This is a genomic window from Haemophilus parahaemolyticus, from assembly GCF_002015035.1.
Classification (GTDB): Bacteria; Pseudomonadota; Gammaproteobacteria; order Enterobacterales; family Pasteurellaceae; genus Haemophilus_A; species Haemophilus_A parahaemolyticus.
This window is the reverse complement of sequence record NZ_MUXY01000003.1, coordinates 126,090-149,223: the sequence shown is the minus strand read 5'-3', so window position 1 is coordinate 149,223 and position 23,134 is coordinate 126,090. Positions and strand designations below refer to the sequence as shown.

Genomic DNA, 23,134 nt, shown 5'->3' with positions numbered 1-23,134 from the left:
CTTTCTATTCCGTTTCTAACACCATTGCCGCACCTAAACCGCCCAAGCCACTTGAAGCCACCAGCGATATGCCGCCGCCTTTACGCTTGAGGGCGAAAAGCGATTGGATCACGGTGCGAAGACTGGTGACTGCTCGTGGGTTACCAAAGGCAATCGAACCGCCCAAATGGTTGAGCTTATGGAGATTAATTTTGCCCAAACAAGCGGTGCGATTTAGCTGAGATTTTGCAAAATTGTCCGACTCAAACAAACGAATATTCATCAGCATTTGGCTTGCTGAGGTTTCGTGAATATCAATAAAATCCATATCAGCAAGCGTTAAGCCAGCACGTTCAAGGGCAATTGAGCTAGAAATCGTTGCTCCAGCAAACATATTGTGCCAAATATCATTGCCCGTAATCGCATAACTGCGAATATAGCCTAATACCTCAAGTCCCAATGCTTTGGCACGGCTCTCATTCATTAACAACACCGCCGCTGCCCCGTCTACAGGTTGAGGAATATTCGCTTCAGTTACGGTCGCATAAGGCTTGTGCATAATCGGTGAAAAGCGTTGGTAATATTGTGAGCGAGTAGCCGCGTTGATTAAAGTATCTGCCACCACAAAATCGGTGTAAGGACGTGGTACAGATTGCATAACTTCCTCTTTAAACAAGCCCAATTTCCACGCATTTGATGCTTTTTCATTTGAAAAGCGAGCATATTCATCCTGTTCAGCACGGCTGATATTGTAGTCTTGTGCCATCTGTTCAGAGAGTTCAGCTACGGAAAGTTGTGTCGTGAAATCTTTTAAATTCACCCCGTGCGGTTTGAAATCACCCCAAGAAAAATCACGAAAACGGCGAAATTTTTCATCGAGTGTTTCAGCTTTGAAAATAGATTTGAATTTATAAATTACACGAGGACTTAGACTGATTGGAGCATTGGAAATGGAATCTGCACCACCTGCAATACCTGCAGAAATCGAACCAGACAGAATACTTCCAGCCACATTAACCATCGCTTGCAAGCCAGAAAGACAAGAGCTACTAATACTATAAGTTTGCAGTCGTGGCATATTTAATGCGAGGGCAATTTCACGTGCTGGATTTGGAATGTCTGGTTGTTGAATAACTTGCCCAAAAACGAGCTGTTCAATTTCATTACGATCGATAGCTAACCGGCTTAAAAGCTCATTAGTTACCATCGTTCCCAAACTAGTAGCATAGGCATCTTTAAAGCCTGTATCACGACGAGCAAATGGCGTTCTAAGCCCACTGACTATCGCAATACGATCTCCTTGGGCAGTTAAAAGACGTTGTTTAGGCATAGCGTTCCTGTAGATAATGAGAAATGTGAGGCTACAAAGGTAAGCATTTTAACACGGTAGTGCAGGAACAGAAAGCGACCCTCTTCGCTGATATTATATTCTTATCTTTGTAAGTAACATGGAAGATAAAGCCATCCAACTTTTGTTGAATGACGGAAATGATATGCTGTCAAAATTTCATCTTTATTCATCTGTTCTTTGTTATTTTTCTAACACTTTCACTACAGTGGTCATTTGTAAATCATCATAACCTTTTTCAATGGACTGATTAAACAATTGGCTTGTTTGGTTGATGATGAAAAATAAGTCACTTAATGTCCTATTTGGTATTCATTCTACTCATATTTTTTCCTAATTCCTCCACCAAAAAATCCAAAAATACGCGTAAGCGGAGGTTGACGGCTTTATCGCTGTAATAAACGGCATTAAAGGGATGCGTTTTATTGGAGGTTTGTTCAGCAAGTAGGAGAATTAACTTTCCTTCAGCGATGTCGTTGTCTACCAAAAAATCTGATAAGCAAGCGATACCACAACCTGAAAGGCACAATGAGCGTAAGATTTCACCGCTGTTGGCGGTAAAGTGCGGGGAAATTTTATAGGGATTTCCTTGTGCATCTAAAACTGCCCATGTATTTAGAGAACTAGGTTCTGTGAAGCCTAAACATTGATGGTTGGTAAGATCTTCTGTTGATTGTGGCGTACCGTGTTTTGTCAAGTAGTCTGGACTGGCGACTATGCGAAAGTGGCTATCAAACAAATGGCGTGCACGCAGCCCAGAATCATCCAATTCTCCAGCTCGTAAGGCAATATCGACTTTGCGTTCAATCAGATTGATATAGCCTTCGGAAGAAACGAGCGAAAGTTGGATATGCGGATAGCGTTCGTTGAATTTCGCTGCCAATGGCACTAGCAGATGTAACACCATCGGCATGGCGGAATCTACGCGTAGTACGCCTTGTGGTACTTCGTGCACAGCCAACATTTCAGCTTCTGCTGCAGCCATTTCTTGCAGAATTTTCTGTACTCGGCGAAAATATTGTGAACCTTCTTCTGTTAGTCTTAGCTGTCGTGTGGTGCGGTTGATTAGGTTAACGCCTAATTTTTCTTCTAGCCTTTTCACCACACGGCTGACAGCAGAATTTGCCATCGCTAGCTGTTCGGCTGCACGGCTGAAACTACCATTTTCGACAACTTGCACAAATACCGTTAATTCTTCAGAAGTTGTTTTCATTTTATTATTCTGTTTAACGCAAAAGAGTTTTTTTATTTTTGCACTTTTTAAGTATAAAGTAAAACAGCATAATAAAGTCCTCTTTGGATTATTGTTTTAGGAGCAAAAAGATGAATATTTTATTATTAGACGGTGGTAAAGATTTCGGACATTCACATGGCGAGTTAAACCACACACTTCACAAAAAAGCGAAAGAAGTTTTGACCGCACTTGGACACAATGTTCAAGAAACCATGATTGATGCTGGTTACGATGTTGAAGCAGAAATCGAAAAATTCTTGTGGATGGATGCTGTGATTTGGCAAATGCCAGGCTGGTGGATGCACGAGCCTTGGACAGTGAAAAAATACATAGACGAAGTATTAACCGCCGGACACGGCAAGTTATATCACAGCGATGGCAGACACAGCGTCAGCCCGACCGAAGGCTATGGCACAGGAGGCTTGTTGCAAGGCAAAAAACATATGCTTTCACTTACTTGGAATGCACCGATTGAAGCGTTCACTCGTGAAGGCGACTTCTTCGAAGGCAAAGGCGTAGATGTTTTGTATATGCATTTCCACAAACTCAATGAGTTCATCGGCTTAAGCCGTCTGCCGACATTTTTATGTAATGATGTGGTTAAAAATCCACAAGTAGAACAATACTTAGTGGACTACCAAGCACACTTAGAAAAAGTATTTGGTTAATTACAAAATATGAGTTTAGAAGGTGAGCATTTTTGCTCATCTTTTTTATTTCACGCTTATCAAACTTTTTGATAGGGAGGGGAAAAAATGAATAGACTGAGTTTAGATAAAATAAGCGATCTAATTTTAAATTGAATTTGCAAAAACACCCCAAAATCTGACCGCACTTTAAAATAAAAAGATCTAAACATCCTTAATTTGAAATTGCTTACGCCAGCGATTCGGTGAAATTTTATGTTTCTTCAAGAAATGCTGACGAAAGGCGGTATCGCTATGAAATCCACTTTGTTCTGCAATATCAGTAATAGATAAATCTGTGCTTTCCAAAAGCTCTCTTGCGCGCTGTAGCCTTGCTTCAATTAACCATTGATTTAATGACATTCCGGTTGCTTTGCGAAAATGTCGGGTGAAAGTGCTACGACTCATTGACAAACGTTCAGTAAGACTATCAGTCGAATGAAGTGCGGTCAGATTTTCATTTAAATAAGCAAACAACGCATTGATATTATGATTAGGTGTGGAGCGAGAAATAGGGCGTTCGATAAATTGTGCTTGTCCGCCTTCACGATAAGGGGGATAACCAGTATTCGGGCAATATGATTGGCAATTTTCACACCATATAATTTACGGACAATAGAAAGACAACAATCCATGGATGCGGCTGTTCCTGCGGAGGTAACAGGCAAAAAATACATGCTTTCACTTACTTGGAATGCGCCGATTGAAGCGTTCACCCGTAAAGGCGATTTCTTTGAAGGCAAAGGTGTGAATGCTGTGTATATGCATTTCTACAAACTCAACGAGTTCATCGGCTTGATCCGTCTGCCGACATTCTTGTGCAACGATGTAATCAAAAACCCGCAAATGGAAGAATATTTGGCAGACTATTAGGCACATTTGGAAAAAGTGTTTGGTTAATTACAAAATATCGATTTTTAAGGGGGGGCAGTTTTGCCCACCTTTCTTATATTAAGTATATTATTTGCCTGAACAGGTATTATGGTTTTTGATAGTGGATTGTCTAAAACAAGATTGACTGGTGAATATGCCGTTGTATATGCATATTTTATTTACTTGTACTTGAAAAAATCCTATTACCCCATATTTCAACAAAAGCTATAAAAACAGAAGAATGAAGAGATTTTATGAACAAAAAACAGTTTATACGAGAATTAGTTAATGAACTATCTGCAAATAATTTAGCAATTTTTGCGGGAGCTGGATTATCTGTTGCTGCTGGATTCGTGGATTGGAAAGGGTTGCTTAAAGATTTAGCTGAAGAATTAGATTTGGATATTGATAAGGAAGAAAATGATCTCATTTCCTTAGCACAATACTACATCAACGAAAAACAGGGTAATCGTTCTAAAATAAATCAAATTATTTTGAATGAATTTTCTCACCAAGCAGTTCTAACGGAGAACCATAAAATTTTAGCTAGGTTACCTATAGATACTTTTTGGACAACCAATTATGATTCAATGATAGAGAATGCTTTAAAAGATGTGGGGAAAGTTGTAGATATCAAACATTGTGTAGGTCAACTCCCTATCTCTATTCATAAAAGAGACGCTGTAGTGTATAAAATGCATGGTGATGCTTCTCTTCCAGACCAAACGGTCTTAATTAAAGATGATTATGAAAAATTTCATTTAACAAGAAATGATTTCTTTACCGCATTGCGTGGAGATTTATTAACCAAGCGATTTCTTTTCTTAGGATTTAGTTTTTCCGATCCTAATATTGATTATATTTTAAGTAGAATTCGCTCGTCATATAATGAAAACCAGAAAGAACATTTTTGTATTCTTCGTAAAGTTCAGCAATTACCTAAAGAAAATCAAGCTGATTTTGAATACAGAAAGCGTAAACAAGAGCTATTTATCAATGATTTAAAAAGAGTAGGAATTAGCGTTTTATTGGTTAATCAATATGAGGAAATTACAGAGATTTTACGTGAAGTGGAGCAAGCACAAAAACGTAAAACTGTCTTTGTCTCAGGTGCTGCAGAAGATTATTCTCCTTATTCTCAGCAAGAGGTTGAACAATTTGTTTCTTCTCTTTCTCAAGAGATTTTAAAACTGGGGTATCGTATTGTTACAGGTTTTGGATTGGGAATAGGCAGTTCAGTTATTTCAGGATCGATAAAATATCTTACGGAAAAAAATTTAAAAATAGATGAGGACTATTTGATACTTCGCCCATTTCCCCAAAACAAAGAAGGAAAAGAGTTGTGGTCTGCTTGGCGTGAAGATATGATTTCTTATGCTGGTATCTCTATATTTCTATTTGGAAATAAATCACAAAATGGAGAGATAATTCTATCCAATGGCATGCAAGAAGAGTTTGATATCTCCAAAAGAAACAATAATGTCTTGATTCCTGTTGCCAGTACAGGATATATGGCAAAAAAACTTTGGGAGAAGGATATGAATAAGGAATGCTCTAAAAATATTGAAACTGAAATGCAAGCATTATCTAAAGAAAATGTAACTTTAGATAAATTAAAATCTAATATTTTATCCATTTTAAAAAAAGATTAAATTACTATGGTTAGAAAAGTTTTTTATAGTTTTCACTTTGATAATGATGCCTGGCGAGCTGGTCAAGTGCGTAATATTGGTGTAGTTGATGGTTCCGAACCGTTAAAAGGTAATCGTTGGGAAGATGTTAAAGCTAAATCTGACAAAGAGATTGAGAAATGGATTAATGATAATCTAAAAGACAAATCTTGCCTTGTTGTTTTAATTGGTTCAGAAACATCAGAAAGGAAATGGATAAAGTATGAAATCGAAACTGCTTGGAAACTAGGAAAAGCTGTATGCGGTATATACGTTCATAAATTAAAAGATGCTAATGGAGAACAATCAGATGAAGGAAATAACCCATTTGATTATTTTACAATAGGCGATAAAAATTTATCTGAGATAGCTCCAGTATTTAAATCTTCATACCTTAGTAGCAAATATGTATATGATGATATAGCAGAGAATATTGAAGATTTAGTTGAAAAAGCAATTTCTGTTAGGGAAGAATATAAATAATTTTAGGAAGTTTATTATGGGAAATAAAGTATTTATTTCATACAAGTATTCTGATAATTCAGTGCAACAATTAAGTCCATATGAATTTTTTCATGTAACAACTGCCCGTGATTATGTGGATATTATTCAAAGTAAATTTGATCGTGATGGAATCCATATTAATAAAGGTGAAAAGGATAATGAGAGCTTAGCGGACTTTAAAAGTGAAACTATCCGCTCAAAGCTGGCAGATAAAATCTTTGATAGTTCTGTTACCATTGTTCTTCTCTCCCTTAATATGAAAGATTCTTGGAAAGCAGAGAAAGATCAATGGATACCTTGGGAAATTGCTTATTCATTAAAAAGTAAACGACGTTTAGATAATAGGAGCAAGCGTAATGCAATTTTGTTAGTAGTCTTACCTGATCGGTGTGGAAATTATGGTTATGTAAATTCATACGGATTTTATTTTGATATTATTCAAAAGAACTTAAATAATCTTCACACATCATATATTCCATATAAACTAAGAAATGGTTGTTCTAATTCATATATGTTGCAGTGTAATTGGGATCAGTTTATTTCTAATCCAAATGCTTGGATAGCCGCTGCAATAGAAATTAGAGATAAAGGAGACAAATATAATATCGTAGTAAGACCTTAGTGCATATCCAAAAGCCGTCTGAAAATTCAGACGGCTTTTACCTTTAGCGCATCGACAATCAACTTAAACACATTTGAATACCCGGGGCAGCTGGGGTAATAAAGGTAAAGCGGATCGTAAGTAATGGCGTACTCGGGCAACAGCTCAACCAGTTGCCCCGAATGGAGCGCTAAAAAACCACCTTCTAAAAATCCCCTTTGACATTCCCCATCTTTCCCTCTAAAATACGTTTAAGATTTTAAACATATAAACTTAAAAGGTCGAATATGCCGTCGAATATGCCGTCGAATATGCCGTCGAATATGCCGCAACAAACGATGAATTTAATGCGTGAGTGCATTCCCATCTTTACCGTGTTGAGCGATGAAAACCGCCATCAAATCCTGCGCGTGCTGTGGGAATACGGCAAGATTAATGTCAATGAACTGACCGAGCATCTACATTTATCTCGCCCTGCGGTGTCGCATCATTTGAAAATCATGCTGCAAGCCGGGGCGGTGGCGGTGGAGCAGGTCGGCAAAGAGCGGTTTTACAGTATCGCCATGGCGGATGCGGTGGCGAAGTTGAAACAACTTGCTGATTTGATGGCTCAAAATTGCCCGCTTTCAAAATAGGGTTATCCATTAACCCTTTATTTTCACTCAAATGCGTTTATATTTTTAAACTTATCAACTTAAAGTAACGATTATGTTATTCACTCCATTCACTTTTCTAAACAGCAAAACCGCTAAAAACCGTATCTTCAAATCCGCCATGGAAGAACAACTTGCCCAAAACGACCAGCCGTCTGAAAAACTTGTCCGCCTCTACGGCACTTGGGCGCAAGGCGGCGCGGGCGTTTTGGTTACGGGCAATGTGATGGTTGCCGAAAGCGGCAAAGGTTCGATAAACGATGTGGTTATTTCAGACGGTCGCAGCCTTGAGATGCTGAAAAAATGGGCGAAAGCTGGCACACAGAATGACACATTACTCATCATGCAAATCAATCATGCGGGCAAACAGTCGCCTGCGGTGGTCAATAAAACGCCACTTGCGCCGAGCGCCGTGCCGTTGGTGGGCATGGACGGCTTCATCAATCCGCCACGCGAATTGACTGCCGATGAAATCAACGGGCTGATTCAGCAATTCGTGCAAACCACCAAAATTGCCAAACAGGTAGGTTTTTCAGGCGTACAAATTCATGCCGCGCACGGCTATCTCATCAGCCAATTCCTCTCACCGCACCACAACCGACGCGAAGACCAATGGGGCGGCAGCTTGGAAAATCGTATGCGTTTCCTTTTGGAAACCTACACCGCCATCCGCGCCGCTGTGGGCAAAGATTTCTTGGTGGGCGTAAAATTCAATTCGGCGGATTTCCAAAAAGGTGGATTTGATGAAAACGAATCGGTGCAAGTGGTACAAAAACTGTCAGAAATGGGCATTGATTTTATTGAAGTTTCCGGTGGCAACTACGAAAGCCCGCAAATGCTCGCCACCAAAGACAGCACCCGCAAACGCGAAGCCTTCTTTATCGATTACGCTGAAAAAGCCCGTGCAGTCAGCCAAGTTCCTTTGATTATTACCGGCGGCGTCCGTTCACAAACCGCCATGGAAGACACCTTATCCAGCAGCCATTTAAATTTGGTCGGCGTCGCCCGCCCGCTTGCCTTAGTGCCTGATTTGGCGAACCAAATGCAAAACGGCACTTATCAGACCGTGCAAACCGACCGCATCCAAACGAGCGTGGCGTTGGTTGATAAAAAAGCAGGCGCGATGCTGGAAATGAACTGGTATATGAGGCAAATGGACTTGATTGGGCAAGGTAAACAGCCCAATCCTAAATTGTCGGCGTGGAAAGTATAGCTGAAAACCTTGTGGGAAAACGGTAAAGCGGGGTTAAGTACAGGTAGATCTTAACGGGGTAAGCGGTCAGATTTTGAAGAGCATTTGCAAAAACATCCCCAAATTTGACTGCACTTTTGTATTTGTACAATACATTCTTGCTATTTAAAACAATGAATCTATTAGAAACAATCACTCAATTAGGTCAATTAAATCTTTGTGTTAATAAACCTAAATGGCAGTTAAGCCTTCAAACTCATAAGATTATTGGTATCAAGTAATATTTTATTAACATCTCTCTGAGAACAATTAGACGATTCTTGTCAAATTTGCTTTTCTATTTTCTTTAAAAACTAAAAAATATTGCTATTTATTCAGTATTTTCGTGAATTTCACATTATTTTCACACAATTCTGTGAAGTGATTCACAAATTCGAGAAAAAAGCATTTACTTTTTCCTCTGTTGATTTTATTTTCATTAACAATCTTGTAACAAATAACAAGGGGTGATTATCATGTCCTTCCAACTTTCTAAAACCTACCGTCCTGAACGCCAAGTCATCACCGAAAACTATCGCTTAGATGAGAAAACGGCAGTGGATAACTTGCTTAAAACCTTAGATTTTACCCAAGAACAAGAAAAACGCATTACTGACAATGCGATCAAACTTATTAACAAACTTCGCCATCTTAAACAAAAACAATATGGTGCAGATGCCTTAATGCAAGAATTTTCATTAAGCAGTGAAGAAGGTGTGGCACTAATGTGCTTAGCTGAAGCGCTGTTACGTATTCCTGATGCAGAAACCCGTGATGATTTGATTTATGAAAAATTACGTGATGGCAACTGGAAATCACACATTGGTAACGCTAACTCATTTTTTATCAACGCAGCTAGTTATGGCTTAGTTTTCGGTAAAAAAATTAGTGAAAATTTAGACGAAAAAAGCCTCGCAAATGCGTTAAGCCGTAGCTTTGCTCGCTTTTCTGCCCCGATTATGCGTACGCTCATTGTAAAATCCATGCAAATCTTAGGGAAACAATTCGTAACTGGCGTTACCATGCAAGAAGCGCTAACGAACATTAAACCTCGTTATGAAAAAGGCTTTACCTTCTCTTTTGATATGCTTGGTGAAGCAGCCATGACCCAAGCGGATGCAGATCGTTATTTTAATGATTATCTCCATGCTATTGAAAGTGTGGGGAAAGATGCTACAGGTCGCACTATCTATAATGGTAACAGTGTTTCCGTTAAACTTTCTGCTATCCATCCAAAATATTGGCGTGCGAAATATGATCGTGTTATCGACGAGCTTTATCCGCGCGTAAAAGCACTTTTTTTACTCGCCCAAAAATATAACATCAGCGTAAACATTGATGCAGAAGAAGCTAGCCGCTTAGAGCTATCTCTGGATTTAGTAGAAAAATTATTAGATGAGCCAGAACTCAAAGGTTACAAAGGTATTGGCTATGTTGTTCAAGCCTACTCTAAACGTTGCCCATTTGTGTTGGATTACTTAATCAATCTTGCCCGAGAAAAAGACGGTTACTTAATGATTCGCCTTGTAAAAGGAGCTTATTGGGATAGCGAAGTAAAATGGGCGCAAGCGGATGGCTTAGATGGTTTCCCGCTTTATACTCGAAAAAATCATACTGATATCTCTTATATTGCCTGTGCGAAAAAATTACTTGCTGCTCAAGATGTGATCTACCCACAATTTGCGACTCATAATGTACAAACCATGTGTACGATCCACGAATTAGGTCAAGGCAAACAATTTGAATTCCAATGCTTACATGGCATGGGTGAAAGCTTATACGACAACATTGTTGGCAAAGAGAATTTCAATCGCCAAGTCCGTGTTTACGCACCTGTAGGTACACATGCGACCTTATTAGCTTACTTAGTTCGCCGTTTATTAGAAAACGGGGCAAACTCATCATTTGTTCATCAATTGGTCGATGAAAATATTCCGGTAGAACAATTAGTGATTCCGCCTTGGAAACTCTATGAGAAATCTAATGGTGAACCGAATAAATTAGTACGCAATCCACTTGAACTATTTAATGATCGTAGAAATTCTGCAGGTTTTGATTTAAGCAACGAATTTGAATTAGCTAAATTAGAACAAGCATTAAACGAAGCACTTATCGAAAATGCGCAATCACTCACGGTGCTGGCTAATGCAGAAAACTTAGTTGCACATACCGTGGTCAATCCAGCTAATCTGAAAGAGAACTTAGCAGAAGTTGCTTTCTTAAACCCAACTGAAGCACAAGCTGTGTTTAACGCGGCAAATAATGAGACATGGGCAGCACAAAGTGCAACTGAACGAGCAAATGTATTACGAAAAGCCGCCGATTTATATGAAGAAAACTTCGGCTTATTGATGAAACTTGCCATTGTTGAAGCGGGTAAAACATTACCAAATGCCATTGCAGAACTACGAGAAGCGGTCGATTTTCTCAGATATTATGCAAATCAGCTTGAATATCTCGCTAAAGATCAACACTTGGGTGCACCACGCGGAAAAGTTCTCTGTATTTCGCCTTGGAACTTCCCTTTAGCTATCTTTACCGGACAAGTCGCTGCAAGCCTTGCAGCAGGAAATGCGGTAATTGCTAAACCAGCAGAACAAACTTCTCTTATTGCATATGCAGCAGTAAAACTTTTACACCAAGCAGGCGTACCAAAAGAGGCATTACAATTGGTGCTTGGGGCAGGCGATTTAGGGGCGGCATTAGTACAACAAGCTTTTGATGGCGTTGTGTTTACTGGCTCAACTGAAGTTGCAAAATTGATTGAAAAACGAATTGCACAAGCGGATAACGATCCTGTTTTAATTGCTGAAACTGGTGGACAAAACGTATTAGTATCTGACTCATCTGCATTACCAGAACAAGTTGTTGCAGACGTTTTAAGCTCTGCATTTGACTCTGCTGGTCAGCGCTGTTCTGCGTTACGTGTCTTGTTATTGCAAGAAGATGTCGCAGATCATTACTATAAAATGATTACAGAAGCGATTAATGAATTTAGCCTTGGTGACCCTCGTTTACTCTCAACAGACATTGGGCCTGTAATTGATCAAGAAGCAAAACAAAATCTAGAAAACCATAAAGCAAATATGCGGAAAGTCGCTCGTGCTTATGTCGAATTAGAGGCACCAACCAATGGTCATTTTGTCGCACCAGCAGTCTATCTTTTAGATAATCTTAACCGATTACAACGTGAAGTGTTTGGCCCTATCTTACACATCGTGCGTTATAAAAAAGAGAACTTGGTTAACGTACTCAATGAAGTTAATGCGAAAGGTTATGCGCTAACTGGTGGTTGCCATAGCCGTATCCGTAAACAGATGGACTTAGTTGAAAAACACCTCCACTGCGGTAACTTCTATATTAACCGTAATATTGTTGGTGCAGTTGTGGGCGTACAACCATTTGGTGGTCATGGTTTATCTGGTACAGGTCCGAAAGCCGGTGGCGAATTCTATTTGCAACGTTTAACAAAAACAGACCGCTACTACAGCCAATTTGGCGACGAAAACACTCTAGGTAATGCACAACCTGTTTTAGACAGTATTACTGGTGAACGCAACTCATTAGCTTACCTGCCTTCTGAAGTAGCAATTTTAAATGGCGATTTAGCTGCATCAGAAAAAGCGGCAAATAAACTATTGGCAAAAGGCTTTACGATTTTAGTTGAGCCAAGTCATCCATTAGCTAAATCTGGTAAAGCAGGCGTAAGAGTTGATACTAAATTAGACTACTGCCAAAAAGGTTCTACTTAGCGGAATTAAGTAAAGAACGACGCCAATGGTTAGCAGAAAACAGCTCAGCTATTTTTAAATGCTATGATTGGCAAACTACCCAAGATATTTTACCGTTATACGATGAGTTCTCTCGCAGTTACAACACCACAGCTGCTGGCGGGAACACCTCGTTAATGTCTTCTGAAGAACATTAAGAAGGAGTGATTTATGCAAATCTACATTACCTTTGGGCTCTATTTGCTCGTTATTTTAGGCATCGGATTATATGCTTACCGTTCCACGCAGAATTTTGACGACTATATTCTAGGTGGGCGCAAAATGGGCAGTTTTGTTACTGCTATGTCTGCTGGTGCATCAGATATGTCTGGCTGGTTATTAATGGGATTACCTGGAGCAATTTTTCTCTCTGGTTTATCTGAAGCCTGGATTATTGTTGGGTTATCTATTGGTGCTTATTTGAACTATCGTGTTGTTGCTGGTCGCTTGCGTATTTTTACTGAAAAATATAGCAACGCCTTAACGTTACCAGAGTTCTTTGCACAACGTTTTCCACGTCAGAAAAAGGCACTGAAAATCATCTCTTCAGGCATTATCTTGTTCTTCTTCACCATCTATTGTGCTTCTGGAGTAGTGGCTGGTGCAAAATTATTCCAAAGCCTATTAGGCATGGATTACACTACCGCGCTTTGGTTTGGTGCGATTGCGACTATTAGCTACACCTTTATTGGTGGGTACTTAGCAGTTTCTTGGAGTGATACCATTCAAGCTTCATTGATGATTTTTGCTCTAATTCTTGCGCCTGTGATGGTTATTCTCACGATCAGTTGGGATGATCTCAAAATGGCACTTGAAGCAAAATCTGCTGTAACAGGTATTCCTTATAGTAACTGGTTGCACAACGTTTCTGGTATTGGTGTAGTGTCTGCCTTGGCATGGGGGTTAGGCTACTTCGGGCAACCACATATTTTGGCTCGCTTCATGGCTGCAGACTCTGTTGCTTCTTTAAATAAAGCACGCCAAATAGGTATTACTTGGATGATCCTTTGCTTAGGTGGTTCAGTTGCAGTCGGTTATTTTGGATTAGCTTATTTCACTGAAAGAAATATCGACCTTGTGAATGCAGAAGCTGTATTCATTGAATTATCCAAAGCTATGTTTAACCCTTGGATTGTTGGCATCATATTATCTGCAATTCTTGCCGCAATTATGAGTACCTTATCTGCGCAATTATTGATGTGTTCTGCGGCCATTACAGAAGATTTCTATAAAGGTTTCTTCCGTAAAAATGCCTCTAGCACAGAATTAGTTTGGGTTGGTCGTTTAATGGTATTACTCATCTCTGTCATTGCTATCATTATCGCACATGACCCTAACTCAAAAGTGATGGGATTAGTTTCCTATGCTTGGGCTGGCTTTGGTGCTGCATTTGGACCAGTTGTAATTCTTTCTCTCTTTAACCGTAACATTAGCTCAAAAGCTGCATTATGGGGAATGCTATCTGGTGCTATCACTGTCGTTGCATGGAGCCCACTCATGCGCTATCTAGGCTGGGATGATTTATCCAAACTTTATGAGATTATTCCTGGTTTCTTAGTTTGCTCATTTATTACTTTGACATCATCTGTCTTTGCACCTGTTCATCCAAAAGTGCTACAACAATTTGATGAAGCCCTAGCAGAATTTGAAACAAGATGCTAACTTCATTTAACAAAAAAAACTAAACAAAACGTGATCTGCCCCAAAAAGTTAGACTGTTATTTAAAGAACTGAGTCCAATACAAGATCGAAAGCAGTCCTTTAAATAACAGTCTAACTTTTTGGGGCAGATCAATTTACAGAATTTCTATTTATTTTTAGTAATAAGAATGCTCTCCGCGTTGGTGTTCGGTCACATCTTTTACGCCTACAAGTTCTTCTGGGAACATTGCAAGCAATTGTTTTTCAATACCTTCTTTTAAGGTAACATCAACCATTGAGCAACCGTTACAACCGCCCCCGAATTGTAGAATAGCGATTTTGTTGTCGGTAACTTCAATCAAGGTAATTTTACCACCGTGGCTAGCTAATTGTGGATTGATTTGGGTTTGAATTACATAATCTAAACGCTCAATAAATGGTGCATCGTCTGCCACTTTACGCATTTTGGCATTGGGGGCTTTTAGGGTCAGTTGTGAGCCCATTGGATCGGTGATGTAATCTATCTCCGCTTCATCTAAGAATGGTAAGCTAATTTCATCCACAAAGGCAGAAAAGCCATTGTAGTCAAATTGACTATCGGTTTCTTCTACTGCGTTTGGTGGGCAATAAGATACGCCACATTCTGCACCAGGTGTGCCTGGATTAACTACAAAAATACGGATATTTGTGCCTTCTTCTTGCTGCTCCAATAAGCGGCGGAAGTGGGCTTGGGCATCTTCAGAAATGGTGATGTGAGTAAGTTGTTCTTGTTCCATTTTTTCTCTCTACTCTGCTAAATATTTGACTAAAACTATTGGATATTCTACGCCTAAAAGCGGTTTTAGGCTAGTTAAGCGGTCAATTTCTTTGATAGTTTTACTTGCTTTTATTTCAAAAACGCATACCTTGTTTGAGGTATTTGTTAAAATTTTCTGAGTAAAATGTTGATAAAGTTCAAACTTTTCAAGAGTAAAATGTAAAAAAGTAGGGATTTTATAGAAAGTTTTTGCCATTTTAGGTAGAATGGGGGGGCGTTTTATTTTGCATCTTTGAGATTGATTTTCGAGAGGATGCAGAAACGATTTGAGAACTTTTTGTAACCTTTAATTATCAGTGGGGGAATTCGCTTATGATTAAATTAGTTACGACTCAATACGCGATTGCGATTGTTCGCAATCATTTTTTAACCCAAGAGAAGTAGTGCAAATAATATGATTACAATCAAAAAAGGCTTGGATTTACCTATTGCAGGTGCTCCAGCACAAGTAATCCATAACGGCAATACCGTGACGGAAGTTGCGATCCTTGGCGAAGAATATGTGGGTATGCGTCCTTCAATGAAAGTGCGTGAAGGCGATGTGGTGAAAAAAGGTCAGGTACTTTTTGAAGACAAAAAGAACGCTGGCGTGGTATTCACCTCTCCTGCAAGCGGTACTGTGGTTGCAATCAACCGTGGTGAGAAGCGTGTTCTTCAGTCTGTAGTGATCAATGTTGAGGGTGATGAACAAGTTACCTTTACTCGCTATGAAGTGGCTCAATTAGCTTCTTTAACAGCTGAGCAAGTAAAACAAAATTTAGTGGAATCTGGTTTATGGACTGCGTTACGCACTCGTCCATTTAGTAAGGTGCCAACATTAGATGCAACGCCATCTTCTATTTTCGTTAATACAATGGATACCAACCCATTAGCGGCAGATCCAACTGTGATTATTAACGAATATAAAGCAGATTTTGAGCACGGTTTAACTGTGTTAACCAAATTAGGCAAAATCAACCTTGTTAAAGCAACAGGCAGTAATGTGCCATCTGTTTCAGGTGTGAATGTACACGAATTTGCAGGTGTTCACCCTGCAGGTCTTGTGGGTACACATATCCACTTTATCGATCCAGTAGGCATTAACAAACAAGTATGGCACTTGAACTATGAAGATGTGATCGCTATCGGTAAATTATTCACCACTGGTGAATTATTCACAGACCGAGTGGTGGCTCTTGCTGGTCCGCAGGTGAAAAACCCTCGTTTAATCCGTACTCGCATTGGTGCGAATCTTTCACAATTAACTGCAAATGAATTAAATGCAGGTAACAATCGAGTGATTTCAGGTTCTGTGCTTTATGGAGCGAAAGCCGCGGGTGCTCACGATTATTTAGGTCGTTATGCATTACAAGTTTCTGTAGTTGCTGAAGATACAACAAAAGAATTTATGGGCTGGATTTCTCCACAGCCAAACAAATTCTCAATTACGCGTACGGTATTAGGTCACTTCGGCCGTAAGTTATTTAACTTCACTACAGCTGAAAATGGTGGTCACCGTGCGATGGTACCAATCGGTAACTATGAGCGTGTAATGCCGTTAGATATTCTTCCATCACACTTGCTTCGTGATTTAGAAGTGGGCGATACAGACTCAGCACAATTATTAGGTGCATTAGAGTTAGATGAAGAAGATTTGGCGTTATGTACTTTCGTCTGTCCAGGTAAAACCGATTACGGTTTCTTCTTGCGTCAAGCATTAGACAAGATTGAGAAGGAAGGTTAGAAATGGGTTTGAAAAATCTTTTTGAAAAAATGGAACCCGCGTTTCTTCCTGGTGGTAAATACGCAAAATTATACCCTTTATTTGAATCGGTATTTACTTTGTTCTATACACCAGGTACAGCAACGCAAAAAACGACTCACGTACGTGATGCTTTAGACTCAAAACGTATGATGATTATCGTTTGGTTAGCATTGTTCCCAGCGTTATTCTACGGTATGTATAACGTGGGGCATCAATCAATTCAAGCGATTACTAGTTTAGGCAACTTGCAACAAGTAATTGCAAACGACTGGCACTATGCTGTAGCACAAGCGGTCGGAATTGACTTAACTTCTGCAGCAGGTTGGGGAAGCAAAATGGCACTGGGTGCGATTTTCTTCTTACCTATCTATATCGTCGCATTCACAGTGGGTATGTTCTGGGAATTATTATTTGCTATCGTGCGTGGTCACGAAGTGAATGAGGGTTTCTTCGTAACAACCATTTTATTCGCGTTAATCGTTCCACCAACATTACCATTATGGCAAGCTGCTCTTGGTATTACTTTCGGTTTAGTTGTTGCGAAAGAAGTCTTCGGTGGTGTAGGTAAAAACTTTATGAACCCAGCATTAGCAGGTCGTGCGTTTTTATTCTTCGCATATCCAGCACAAATTTCGGGTGACTTAGTTTGGACGGCTGCGGATGGTTTCTCAGGTGCGACTGCACTTTCACAATGGGCTGCAGGTGGTGAAACAGCATTAAAACATGTTGCAACAGGCGAACCTATTACTTGGATGGATGCATTCTTAGGTAACTTACCTGGTTCAATGGGTGAAGTTTCAACTCTTGCTTTAATCATTGGTGCAGCAATCATTGTATTTGCACGTATTGCTTCGTGGCGTATTATTGCTGGTGTAATGATCGGTATGGCGGCAACTGCAACGATGTTTAATATTATTGGTTCAGATACTAACCCAATGTTCTCAATGCCATGGCATTGGCACTTCGTGTTAGGTGGTTTCGCAATTGGTATGTTCTTTATGGCAACCGACCCAGTATCTGCATCATTTACCAATAAAGGTAAATGGTGGTACGGTATTTTAATCGGTTTCATGGCGGTGCTTGTTCGTGTCGTAAACCCTGCGTATCCAGAAGGTATGATGCTAGCAATCTTATTCGCTAACTTGTTCGCACCAATCTTCGACTACTTAGTGGTTCAAGGTAACATTAAACGCAGAAAAGCGAGAACTGCTGTAAAAACGGGGGAAACTGCATAATGGCTAAATTTAATAAAGATAGCGTTGGCGGTACTTTAACTATCGTTGTGTTGTTGAGCTTAGTTTGTTCTCTTATCGTAGCGGGTGCTGCGGTGTTGTTAAAACCAACCCAAGAGATCCAAAAACAGCTTGATAAACAGAAAAACATCTTACAAGCGGCTGGTTTAATGCAAGAAAATACCAATGTGCAAGACACTTACGCAAAATTCATTGAGCCAAAAATTGTGGATTTAGCAACAGGTGATTATGCTGATGATATCACTAACTTTGATGCAAAAGCAGCAGCAAAAGATCCTGCACAAAACGTGCAAATTGCCCAAGCAGATGACAAAGCAAACATTAAAGTGCGTGCAAAATATGCTGAAATTTATCTTGTAAAAGATGAAACAGGTAAAGTGACCCAAGCCGTATTACCAATGTATGGTAATGGTTTATGGTCAATTATGTACGGCTTTGTGGCAGTTCAACCAGATGCAAATACCATCAATGGTATTACCTACTATGAACAAGGTGAAACCGCAGGTCTTGGTGGTGAGATTGCAAATCCGAACTGGCAAAAACACTTTGTAGGCAAAAAATTATTTGACGAACAAGGCAATGTGGCTTTAACCATCGGTAAAGGTGCATCAGCAAATAAAGAACACGGTATTGATGGTCTTTCAGGTGCTACCTTAACTTCAAAAGGTGTGGATGGTTCATTCAAATACTGGTTCGGTCAAAATGGTTTTGGTCCATTCTTAGCGAAATTTAAAGCAACAGCAGGAGCTAACTAATGGCAGGCAACAACCTTAAAAAACTCTTGTTATCGCCAGTGGTTGATAACAACCCAATTGCATTACAAATCTTAGGTATCTGTTCTGCACTTGCGGTAACCACACAGCTACAAACAGCGGTGGTAATGGCGATTGCGGTAAGTTTAGTAACCGCTTTCTCTAGTATGTTCATCTCAATGATCCGTAACTATATTCCAAATAGTATCCGTATTATTGTGCAAATGGCGATCATTGCATCATTAGTAATCTTGGTTGACCAAGTATTACGTGCATATGCTTACGAACTTTCAAAACAATTATCGGTATTCGTTGGTTTGATCATTACTAACTGTATCGTAATGGGGCGTGCAGAAGCCTTTGCAATGAAATCAGGTCCTGTAGAAAGCTTTGTCGACGGTATCGGTAACGGTTTAGGTTACGGTGCAATGTTAATTATTGTCGCTTTCTTACGTGAGCTTATCGGTTCAGGCAAACTCTTTGGTGTGACTATCTTCCAAACTATCCAAGATGGTGGTTGGTATCAAGCAAATGGTTTATTCCTTTTAGCACCGAGTGCGTTTTTTATCATTGGTTTCGTGATCTGGGGTATCAGAACATGGAAACCAGAACAAGTGGAGAAATAAGATGCAAGAATTACTCAGTATTTTTGTAAAATCCGTATTCATTGAGAATATGGCACTTTCTTTCTTCCTTGGTATGTGTACATTCCTTGCGGTGTCTAAGAAAGTTTCGACAGCTTTCGGTTTAGGGATTGCGGTAATCGTTGTATTAGGTATTGCCGTACCAGCAAACCAATTAGTTTATACTCATGTATTAAAAGATGGTGCTTTAATCGAAGGTGTTGATTTAAGTTTCTTAAACTTCATTACATTTATCGGTGTAATTGCAGCACTTGTTCAAGTGTTGGAAATGATTTTAGATAAATTCTTCCCAGCACTTTATAGTGCGCTAGGTATTTTCTTACCATTGATTACCGTAAACTGTGCGATCTTCGGTGGCGTATCATTCATGGTTCAACGTGAATATAATTTCACAGAATCAGTGGTTTACGGTATTGGGGCTGGTACAGGCTGGATGCTGGCTATTGTAGCTCTTGCAGGTTTAACTGAGAAAATGAAATACTCAGATGTGCCAGCAGGTTTACGTGGTTTGGGGATCACTTTCATCACTGTAGGTTTAATGGCATTAGGCTTTATGTCATTCTCAGGCATTCAATTATAAGGAGCATATCGTGGATAGTAATTTTATTTTCGGTATCGTGGTATTTACTGCCCTTGTATTAGTGCTTGCAGTATTTATCCTTTTAGCAAAATCTAAGTTAGTGGATTCAGGTGACATCACCATTACCATTAACGACGATCCTGAAAAATCAATCACCCTTCCAGCGGGCGGAAAATTACTTGGTGCTTTAGCGAGCAAAGGGATTTTCGTCTCATCGGCTTGTGGTGGTGGTGGCTCATGTGGTCAATGTATCGTGAAAGTAAAATCAGGCGGTGGTGAAATCCTTCCAACTGAACTTTCTCACATCACCAAACGTGAGGCAAAAGAAGGTTATCGTTTATCTTGCCAAGTAAATGTAAAAGGCAATATGGACGTTGAACTTCCAGAAGAAATCTTCGGCGTAAAAAAATGGCAATGTACGGTTATATCTAACGATAACAAAGCAACCTTTATCAAAGAGCTTAAATTGGCGATTCCTGAAGGTGAAGAAGTGCCATTCCGTGCAGGTGGTTATATTCAAATCGAAGCAGATCCTCACACAGTGGCTTATAAAGACTTTGATGTTCCACAAGAATATCATGAGGATTGGGACAAATATAACCTATGGCGTTATGTGTCTAAAGTGGATGAGCATATCATTCGTGCTTACTCAATGGCTTCATACCCAGAAGAGAAAGGCATCATTATGCTTAACGTGCGTATTGCAACACCACCACCAAGTAATCCAGATGCACCTCCAGGTCAAATGTCTTCATACATTTGGTCATTAAAAGAGGGCGATAAAGTGACTATTTCTGGTCCATTCGGTGAATTCTTCGCGAAAGAAACCGATGCAGAAATGGTATTTATCGGTGGTGGTGCAGGTATGGCACCAATGCGTTCACACATCTTCGACCAGTTAAAACGTTTACACTCAAAACGCAAAATGTCATTCTGGTATGGCGCGCGTTCTAAACGTGAGATTTTCTATCAAGAAGACTTCGACCAACTCCAAGCTGAAAACGATAATTTCGTATGGCATGTGGCGTTGTCAGACGCATTACCTGAAGATAACTGGACAGGTTACACAGGCTTTATCCACAATGTACTTTATGAAAACTACTTAAAAGATCATGAGGCACCAGAAGATTGTGAATACTATATGTGTGGCCCACCAATTATGAATGCATCGGTAATCAAGATGCTGAAAGATTTAGGTGTGGAAGACGAAAACATCTTATTAGATGATTTCGGTGGTTAATCTCACTTAATCCATAAAAGCGGTTCGATTTGTAAAAAGTTTTGCAAATCGCACCGCTTATTACATATAAGCAATGACAGAGATATTAGATACAACTGCATTTGGATCGCAGGAGTAATTCAAAAATTTGAGTTTGTCTATGAATTAGACATAAAAATTCTCAAACGGCAATTAAAACGTTTTTCCTTAAATAATTTAGATATTGATAGTGCTGATTTTAGAGATGTGCTATGCCTTTCTATGCAATATGCAAAACATCACTTCTCATCTAACTTAAATTTTGCATTGCTTACGAAAACACCATGAATGATTCACCAGCAGAGAGAATTATAAGACGCTTTTTCAGATTCAGATTTACCGTTTAAAGTGGATCTGATTGATTGGACAAGTTGTAGTGACAATTTTAAACAAATTATTTCAGTTCATTACGAAGAATTTCCTTTGTTGGATAAACCTTTATCAACCAAGACAGTAGAATAATGAAACTTAAATCCCTTTTATTTCTTGCAGTCGGTTCACTTTTTTTAACCGCTTGCGAAAAAGCCCCAGAACAAATTTCTTTTGAAGGTAAAACGATGGGAACGACCTATCATGTTAAATATATTGATGATGGTAAGGTACAACTCCCAAAAGCTGAAGAAGTGCAAAAGCAACTTGATGGTTTGCTCAAAACGGTAAATGACGAAATGTCTACTTACCAAAAAGATTCGGAGATCAGTCAGTTTAATTACAATACTGAAGCCAATCAATCTTTTGCGATTTCTGAAGATTTTGCCAAAGTAGTGCAAGAAGCAATTAGACTGAATAAAGTGACTGATGGAGCCTTAGATGTGACTGTCGGTCCTCTTGTGAATTTATGGGGCTTCGGGCCAGATAAACGTTTAAACAAAGTACCAAGCGAAGCACAAATTGCAGAACGGGCTTCCTTGGTAGGGATTGATAAATTCAATCTTGATATGACCAGTGAAAAGCCAATGCTCACTAAAAGCGTAAAAGGGCTTTATCTCGATCTCTCTTCGATTGCCAAAGGTTTTGGCGTAGATAAACTTGCCGAATATTTAGAGCAGTTGGGCATAAGTAACTACTTAGTTGAAATAGGGGGAGAATTGCGTGGCAAAGGCAACAATTTACAAAATGAGCCGTGGCGAATTGCAATTGAGCAACCGACTTTAGTTCAAGGTGAATCAGTGCAAATCATCGCTCCATTGCATAATTTAGGAATGGCAACTTCAGGCAACTACCGCAACTATTTCGAAGATGAAAATGGTAGCCGTATGTCTCATATTATCGACCCCGCAAAGCTTAGCCCTGTCAGTCATAATCTTGCTTCGATAACTGTTCTTGCGCCAACTACAATGACCGCTGATGGCTTATCTACAGGTTTATTTGTGCTTGGTGCAGAAAAGGCATTAGCAATCGCTGAAAAAGAGAAATTAGCAGTATTTTTAATCTTCAAAAAAGGTGATAATTTCGAAACCCAAATGTCGAGCGAGTTTCAAAAACTTATCGAATCTAAATAGGAGTGAATAATGGAAACCCTTTTAATTACTTTCGGCTTTTTCATTGCCGTGATTTTTGCTATGTCTATCGGCTTTATTATCAAAGGTAAAACTATCAAAGGTAGCTGTGGAGGTATTACGGCCTTAGGTATGAAAAAAATGTGTGACTGTGAAGAGCCTTGTGATAACTTAAAAGCAAAAATCGCAGATGGTACCGCAGATCCAGAAGAGGTGGCACGTTTTAATAAAAACGAACCACAGTTTTATGAAGTAAAATAGGTATTATTCATCTAGAGTAAATTAGAGCTATTTCGTTACTGTGAATTTGCTCGTTATTGGCATAGTTTTTGACAGATTAGAAACTTTTTTGTCTACTATGCCTTTTTCTTTATATTTCTTATGCAGGAATGCTCCC

19 protein-coding genes and 5 pseudogenes are annotated in these 23,134 nt (G+C 39.4%); 19 read left to right on the top strand and 5 right to left on the bottom strand.

Annotated features, from left to right (window positions below; translation table 11 throughout):
* Positions 1–4 precede the first annotated feature (4 nt).
* Together B0185_RS05090 and yafC are read right to left on the bottom strand one after the other, a co-directional pair.
* A complete protein-coding gene (locus tag B0185_RS05090) occupies positions 5–1,309 on the bottom strand; it encodes an acetyl-CoA C-acyltransferase (protein WP_005706828.1) in 1,305 nt (434 codons plus the stop codon).
* A 319-nt stretch (positions 1,310–1,628) separates the two neighbouring features.
* A complete protein-coding gene (gene yafC, locus B0185_RS05085; RefSeq protein WP_005706893.1) occupies positions 1,629–2,540 on the bottom strand; it encodes a DNA-binding transcriptional regulator YafC in 912 nt (303 codons plus the stop codon).
* Positions 2,541–2,650: 110 nt separating this feature from the next.
* Here yafC and B0185_RS05080 point away from each other — a divergent pair, with 110 nt between their 5' ends.
* On the top strand, positions 2,651–3,229 hold the full coding sequence (locus tag B0185_RS05080; protein WP_005706824.1) for an NAD(P)H-dependent oxidoreductase: 579 nt from the start codon (positions 2,651–2,653) through the stop codon (positions 3,227–3,229).
* A 183-nt stretch (positions 3,230–3,412) separates the two neighbouring features.
* Here the strand turns inward: B0185_RS05080 and B0185_RS05075 are convergent.
* Positions 3,413–3,909 (bottom strand): annotated as a pseudogene (locus tag B0185_RS05075) (GlxA family transcriptional regulator); the annotation flags it as partial.
* 1 nt (position 3,910) lies between these two features.
* Between B0185_RS05075 and B0185_RS05070 the strand changes: the two are divergent.
* The 9 genes and pseudogenes from B0185_RS05070 to putP all read left to right on the top strand — a co-directional run.
* Positions 3,911–4,120 (top strand): annotated as a pseudogene (locus B0185_RS05070) (modulator protein); the annotation flags it as partial.
* 254 nt (positions 4,121–4,374) lie between these two features.
* On the top strand, positions 4,375–5,772 hold the full coding sequence (locus tag B0185_RS05065) for an SIR2 family protein (RefSeq protein WP_005706834.1): 1,398 nt from the start codon (positions 4,375–4,377) through the stop codon (positions 5,770–5,772).
* A gap of 6 nt (positions 5,773–5,778) precedes the next feature.
* Positions 5,779–6,273 carry a TIR domain-containing protein gene (locus B0185_RS05060; RefSeq protein ID WP_005706882.1) on the top strand — a complete coding sequence of 165 codons (495 nt, stop codon included), beginning with the start codon at positions 5,779–5,781 and terminating at the stop codon, positions 6,271–6,273.
* A 16-nt stretch (positions 6,274–6,289) separates the two neighbouring features.
* A complete protein-coding gene (locus tag B0185_RS05055) occupies positions 6,290–6,916 on the top strand; it encodes a TIR domain-containing protein (protein ID WP_005706785.1) in 627 nt (208 codons plus the stop codon).
* Positions 6,917–7,218: 302 nt separating this feature from the next.
* The gene (locus tag B0185_RS05045) at positions 7,219–7,530 is read left to right on the top strand and encodes an ArsR/SmtB family transcription factor (RefSeq protein ID WP_005706844.1); all 312 of its coding nucleotides are present in this window, start codon (positions 7,219–7,221) and stop codon (positions 7,528–7,530) included.
* Between the two features lie 73 nt (positions 7,531–7,603).
* On the top strand, positions 7,604–8,761 hold the full coding sequence (locus B0185_RS05040; protein WP_005706904.1) for an NADH:flavin oxidoreductase/NADH oxidase family protein: 1,158 nt from the start codon (positions 7,604–7,606) through the stop codon (positions 8,759–8,761).
* 152 nt (positions 8,762–8,913) lie between these two features.
* Positions 8,914–9,021, top strand: a pseudogene (locus B0185_RS05035) (radical SAM protein); the annotation flags it as partial.
* A gap of 234 nt (positions 9,022–9,255) precedes the next feature.
* Positions 9,256–12,707: pseudogene (gene putA / locus B0185_RS05030) on the top strand (bifunctional proline dehydrogenase/L-glutamate gamma-semialdehyde dehydrogenase PutA).
* Between the two features lie 13 nt (positions 12,708–12,720).
* Entirely contained in the window at positions 12,721–14,211 is a 1,491-nt protein-coding gene (gene putP, locus B0185_RS05025; protein WP_005706775.1) for a sodium/proline symporter PutP, read from the top strand.
* A 155-nt stretch (positions 14,212–14,366) separates the two neighbouring features.
* Here putP and nfuA read toward each other — a convergent pair whose 3' ends face one another.
* Positions 14,367–14,966 (bottom strand): Fe-S biogenesis protein NfuA, encoded by a 600-nt coding sequence (gene nfuA, locus B0185_RS05020; protein ID WP_005706873.1) that lies wholly within the window; start codon positions 14,964–14,966, stop codon positions 14,367–14,369.
* 9 nt (positions 14,967–14,975) lie between these two features.
* Positions 14,976–15,203, bottom strand: a complete 228-nt coding sequence (locus B0185_RS05015; protein WP_039863295.1) for a hypothetical protein — start codon at positions 15,201–15,203, stop codon at positions 14,976–14,978.
* A 198-nt stretch (positions 15,204–15,401) separates the two neighbouring features.
* Between B0185_RS05015 and B0185_RS05010 the strand changes: the two genes are divergently transcribed.
* The 9 genes and pseudogenes from B0185_RS05010 (at position 15,402) to nqrM (ending at position 22,998) form a co-directional block, all read left to right on the top strand.
* Entirely contained in the window at positions 15,402–16,730 is a 1,329-nt protein-coding gene (locus B0185_RS05010) for a Na(+)-translocating NADH-quinone reductase subunit A (RefSeq protein WP_005706887.1), read from the top strand.
* A gap of 2 nt (positions 16,731–16,732) precedes the next feature.
* A complete protein-coding gene (locus tag B0185_RS05005; RefSeq protein ID WP_005706906.1) occupies positions 16,733–17,986 on the top strand; it encodes an NADH:ubiquinone reductase (Na(+)-transporting) subunit B in 1,254 nt (417 codons plus the stop codon).
* Entirely contained in the window at positions 17,986–18,759 is a 774-nt protein-coding gene (locus B0185_RS05000; RefSeq protein ID WP_005706787.1) for a Na(+)-translocating NADH-quinone reductase subunit C, read from the top strand. Before B0185_RS05005 ends, B0185_RS05000 begins: the two co-directional genes overlap by 1 nt.
* Positions 18,759–19,382, top strand: a complete 624-nt coding sequence (locus B0185_RS04995) for an NADH:ubiquinone reductase (Na(+)-transporting) subunit D (RefSeq protein WP_005706902.1) — start codon at positions 18,759–18,761, stop codon at positions 19,380–19,382. The genes B0185_RS05000 and B0185_RS04995 overlap by 1 nt, the downstream gene beginning before the upstream one ends.
* Before the next feature lies 1 nt (position 19,383).
* Complete coding sequence (gene nqrE, locus B0185_RS04990) at positions 19,384–19,980, top strand: NADH:ubiquinone reductase (Na(+)-transporting) subunit E (protein WP_005706892.1); 597 nt, start codon at positions 19,384–19,386, stop codon at positions 19,978–19,980.
* A gap of 10 nt (positions 19,981–19,990) precedes the next feature.
* Entirely contained in the window at positions 19,991–21,220 is a 1,230-nt protein-coding gene (gene nqrF / locus B0185_RS04985; RefSeq protein WP_005706802.1) for an NADH:ubiquinone reductase (Na(+)-transporting) subunit F, read from the top strand.
* 66 nt (positions 21,221–21,286) lie between these two features.
* Positions 21,287–21,469: pseudogene (locus tag B0185_RS10135) on the top strand (nucleotidyltransferase substrate binding protein); the annotation flags it as partial.
* 230 nt (positions 21,470–21,699) lie between these two features.
* Positions 21,700–22,740 carry an FAD:protein FMN transferase gene (locus tag B0185_RS04975; RefSeq protein ID WP_005706890.1) on the top strand — a complete coding sequence of 347 codons (1,041 nt, stop codon included), beginning with the start codon at positions 21,700–21,702 and terminating at the stop codon, positions 22,738–22,740.
* Between the two features lie 9 nt (positions 22,741–22,749).
* Positions 22,750–22,998, top strand: a complete 249-nt coding sequence (nqrM, locus tag B0185_RS04970) for a (Na+)-NQR maturation NqrM (RefSeq protein WP_005706910.1) — start codon at positions 22,750–22,752, stop codon at positions 22,996–22,998.
* Positions 22,999–23,134 lie beyond the last annotated feature (136 nt).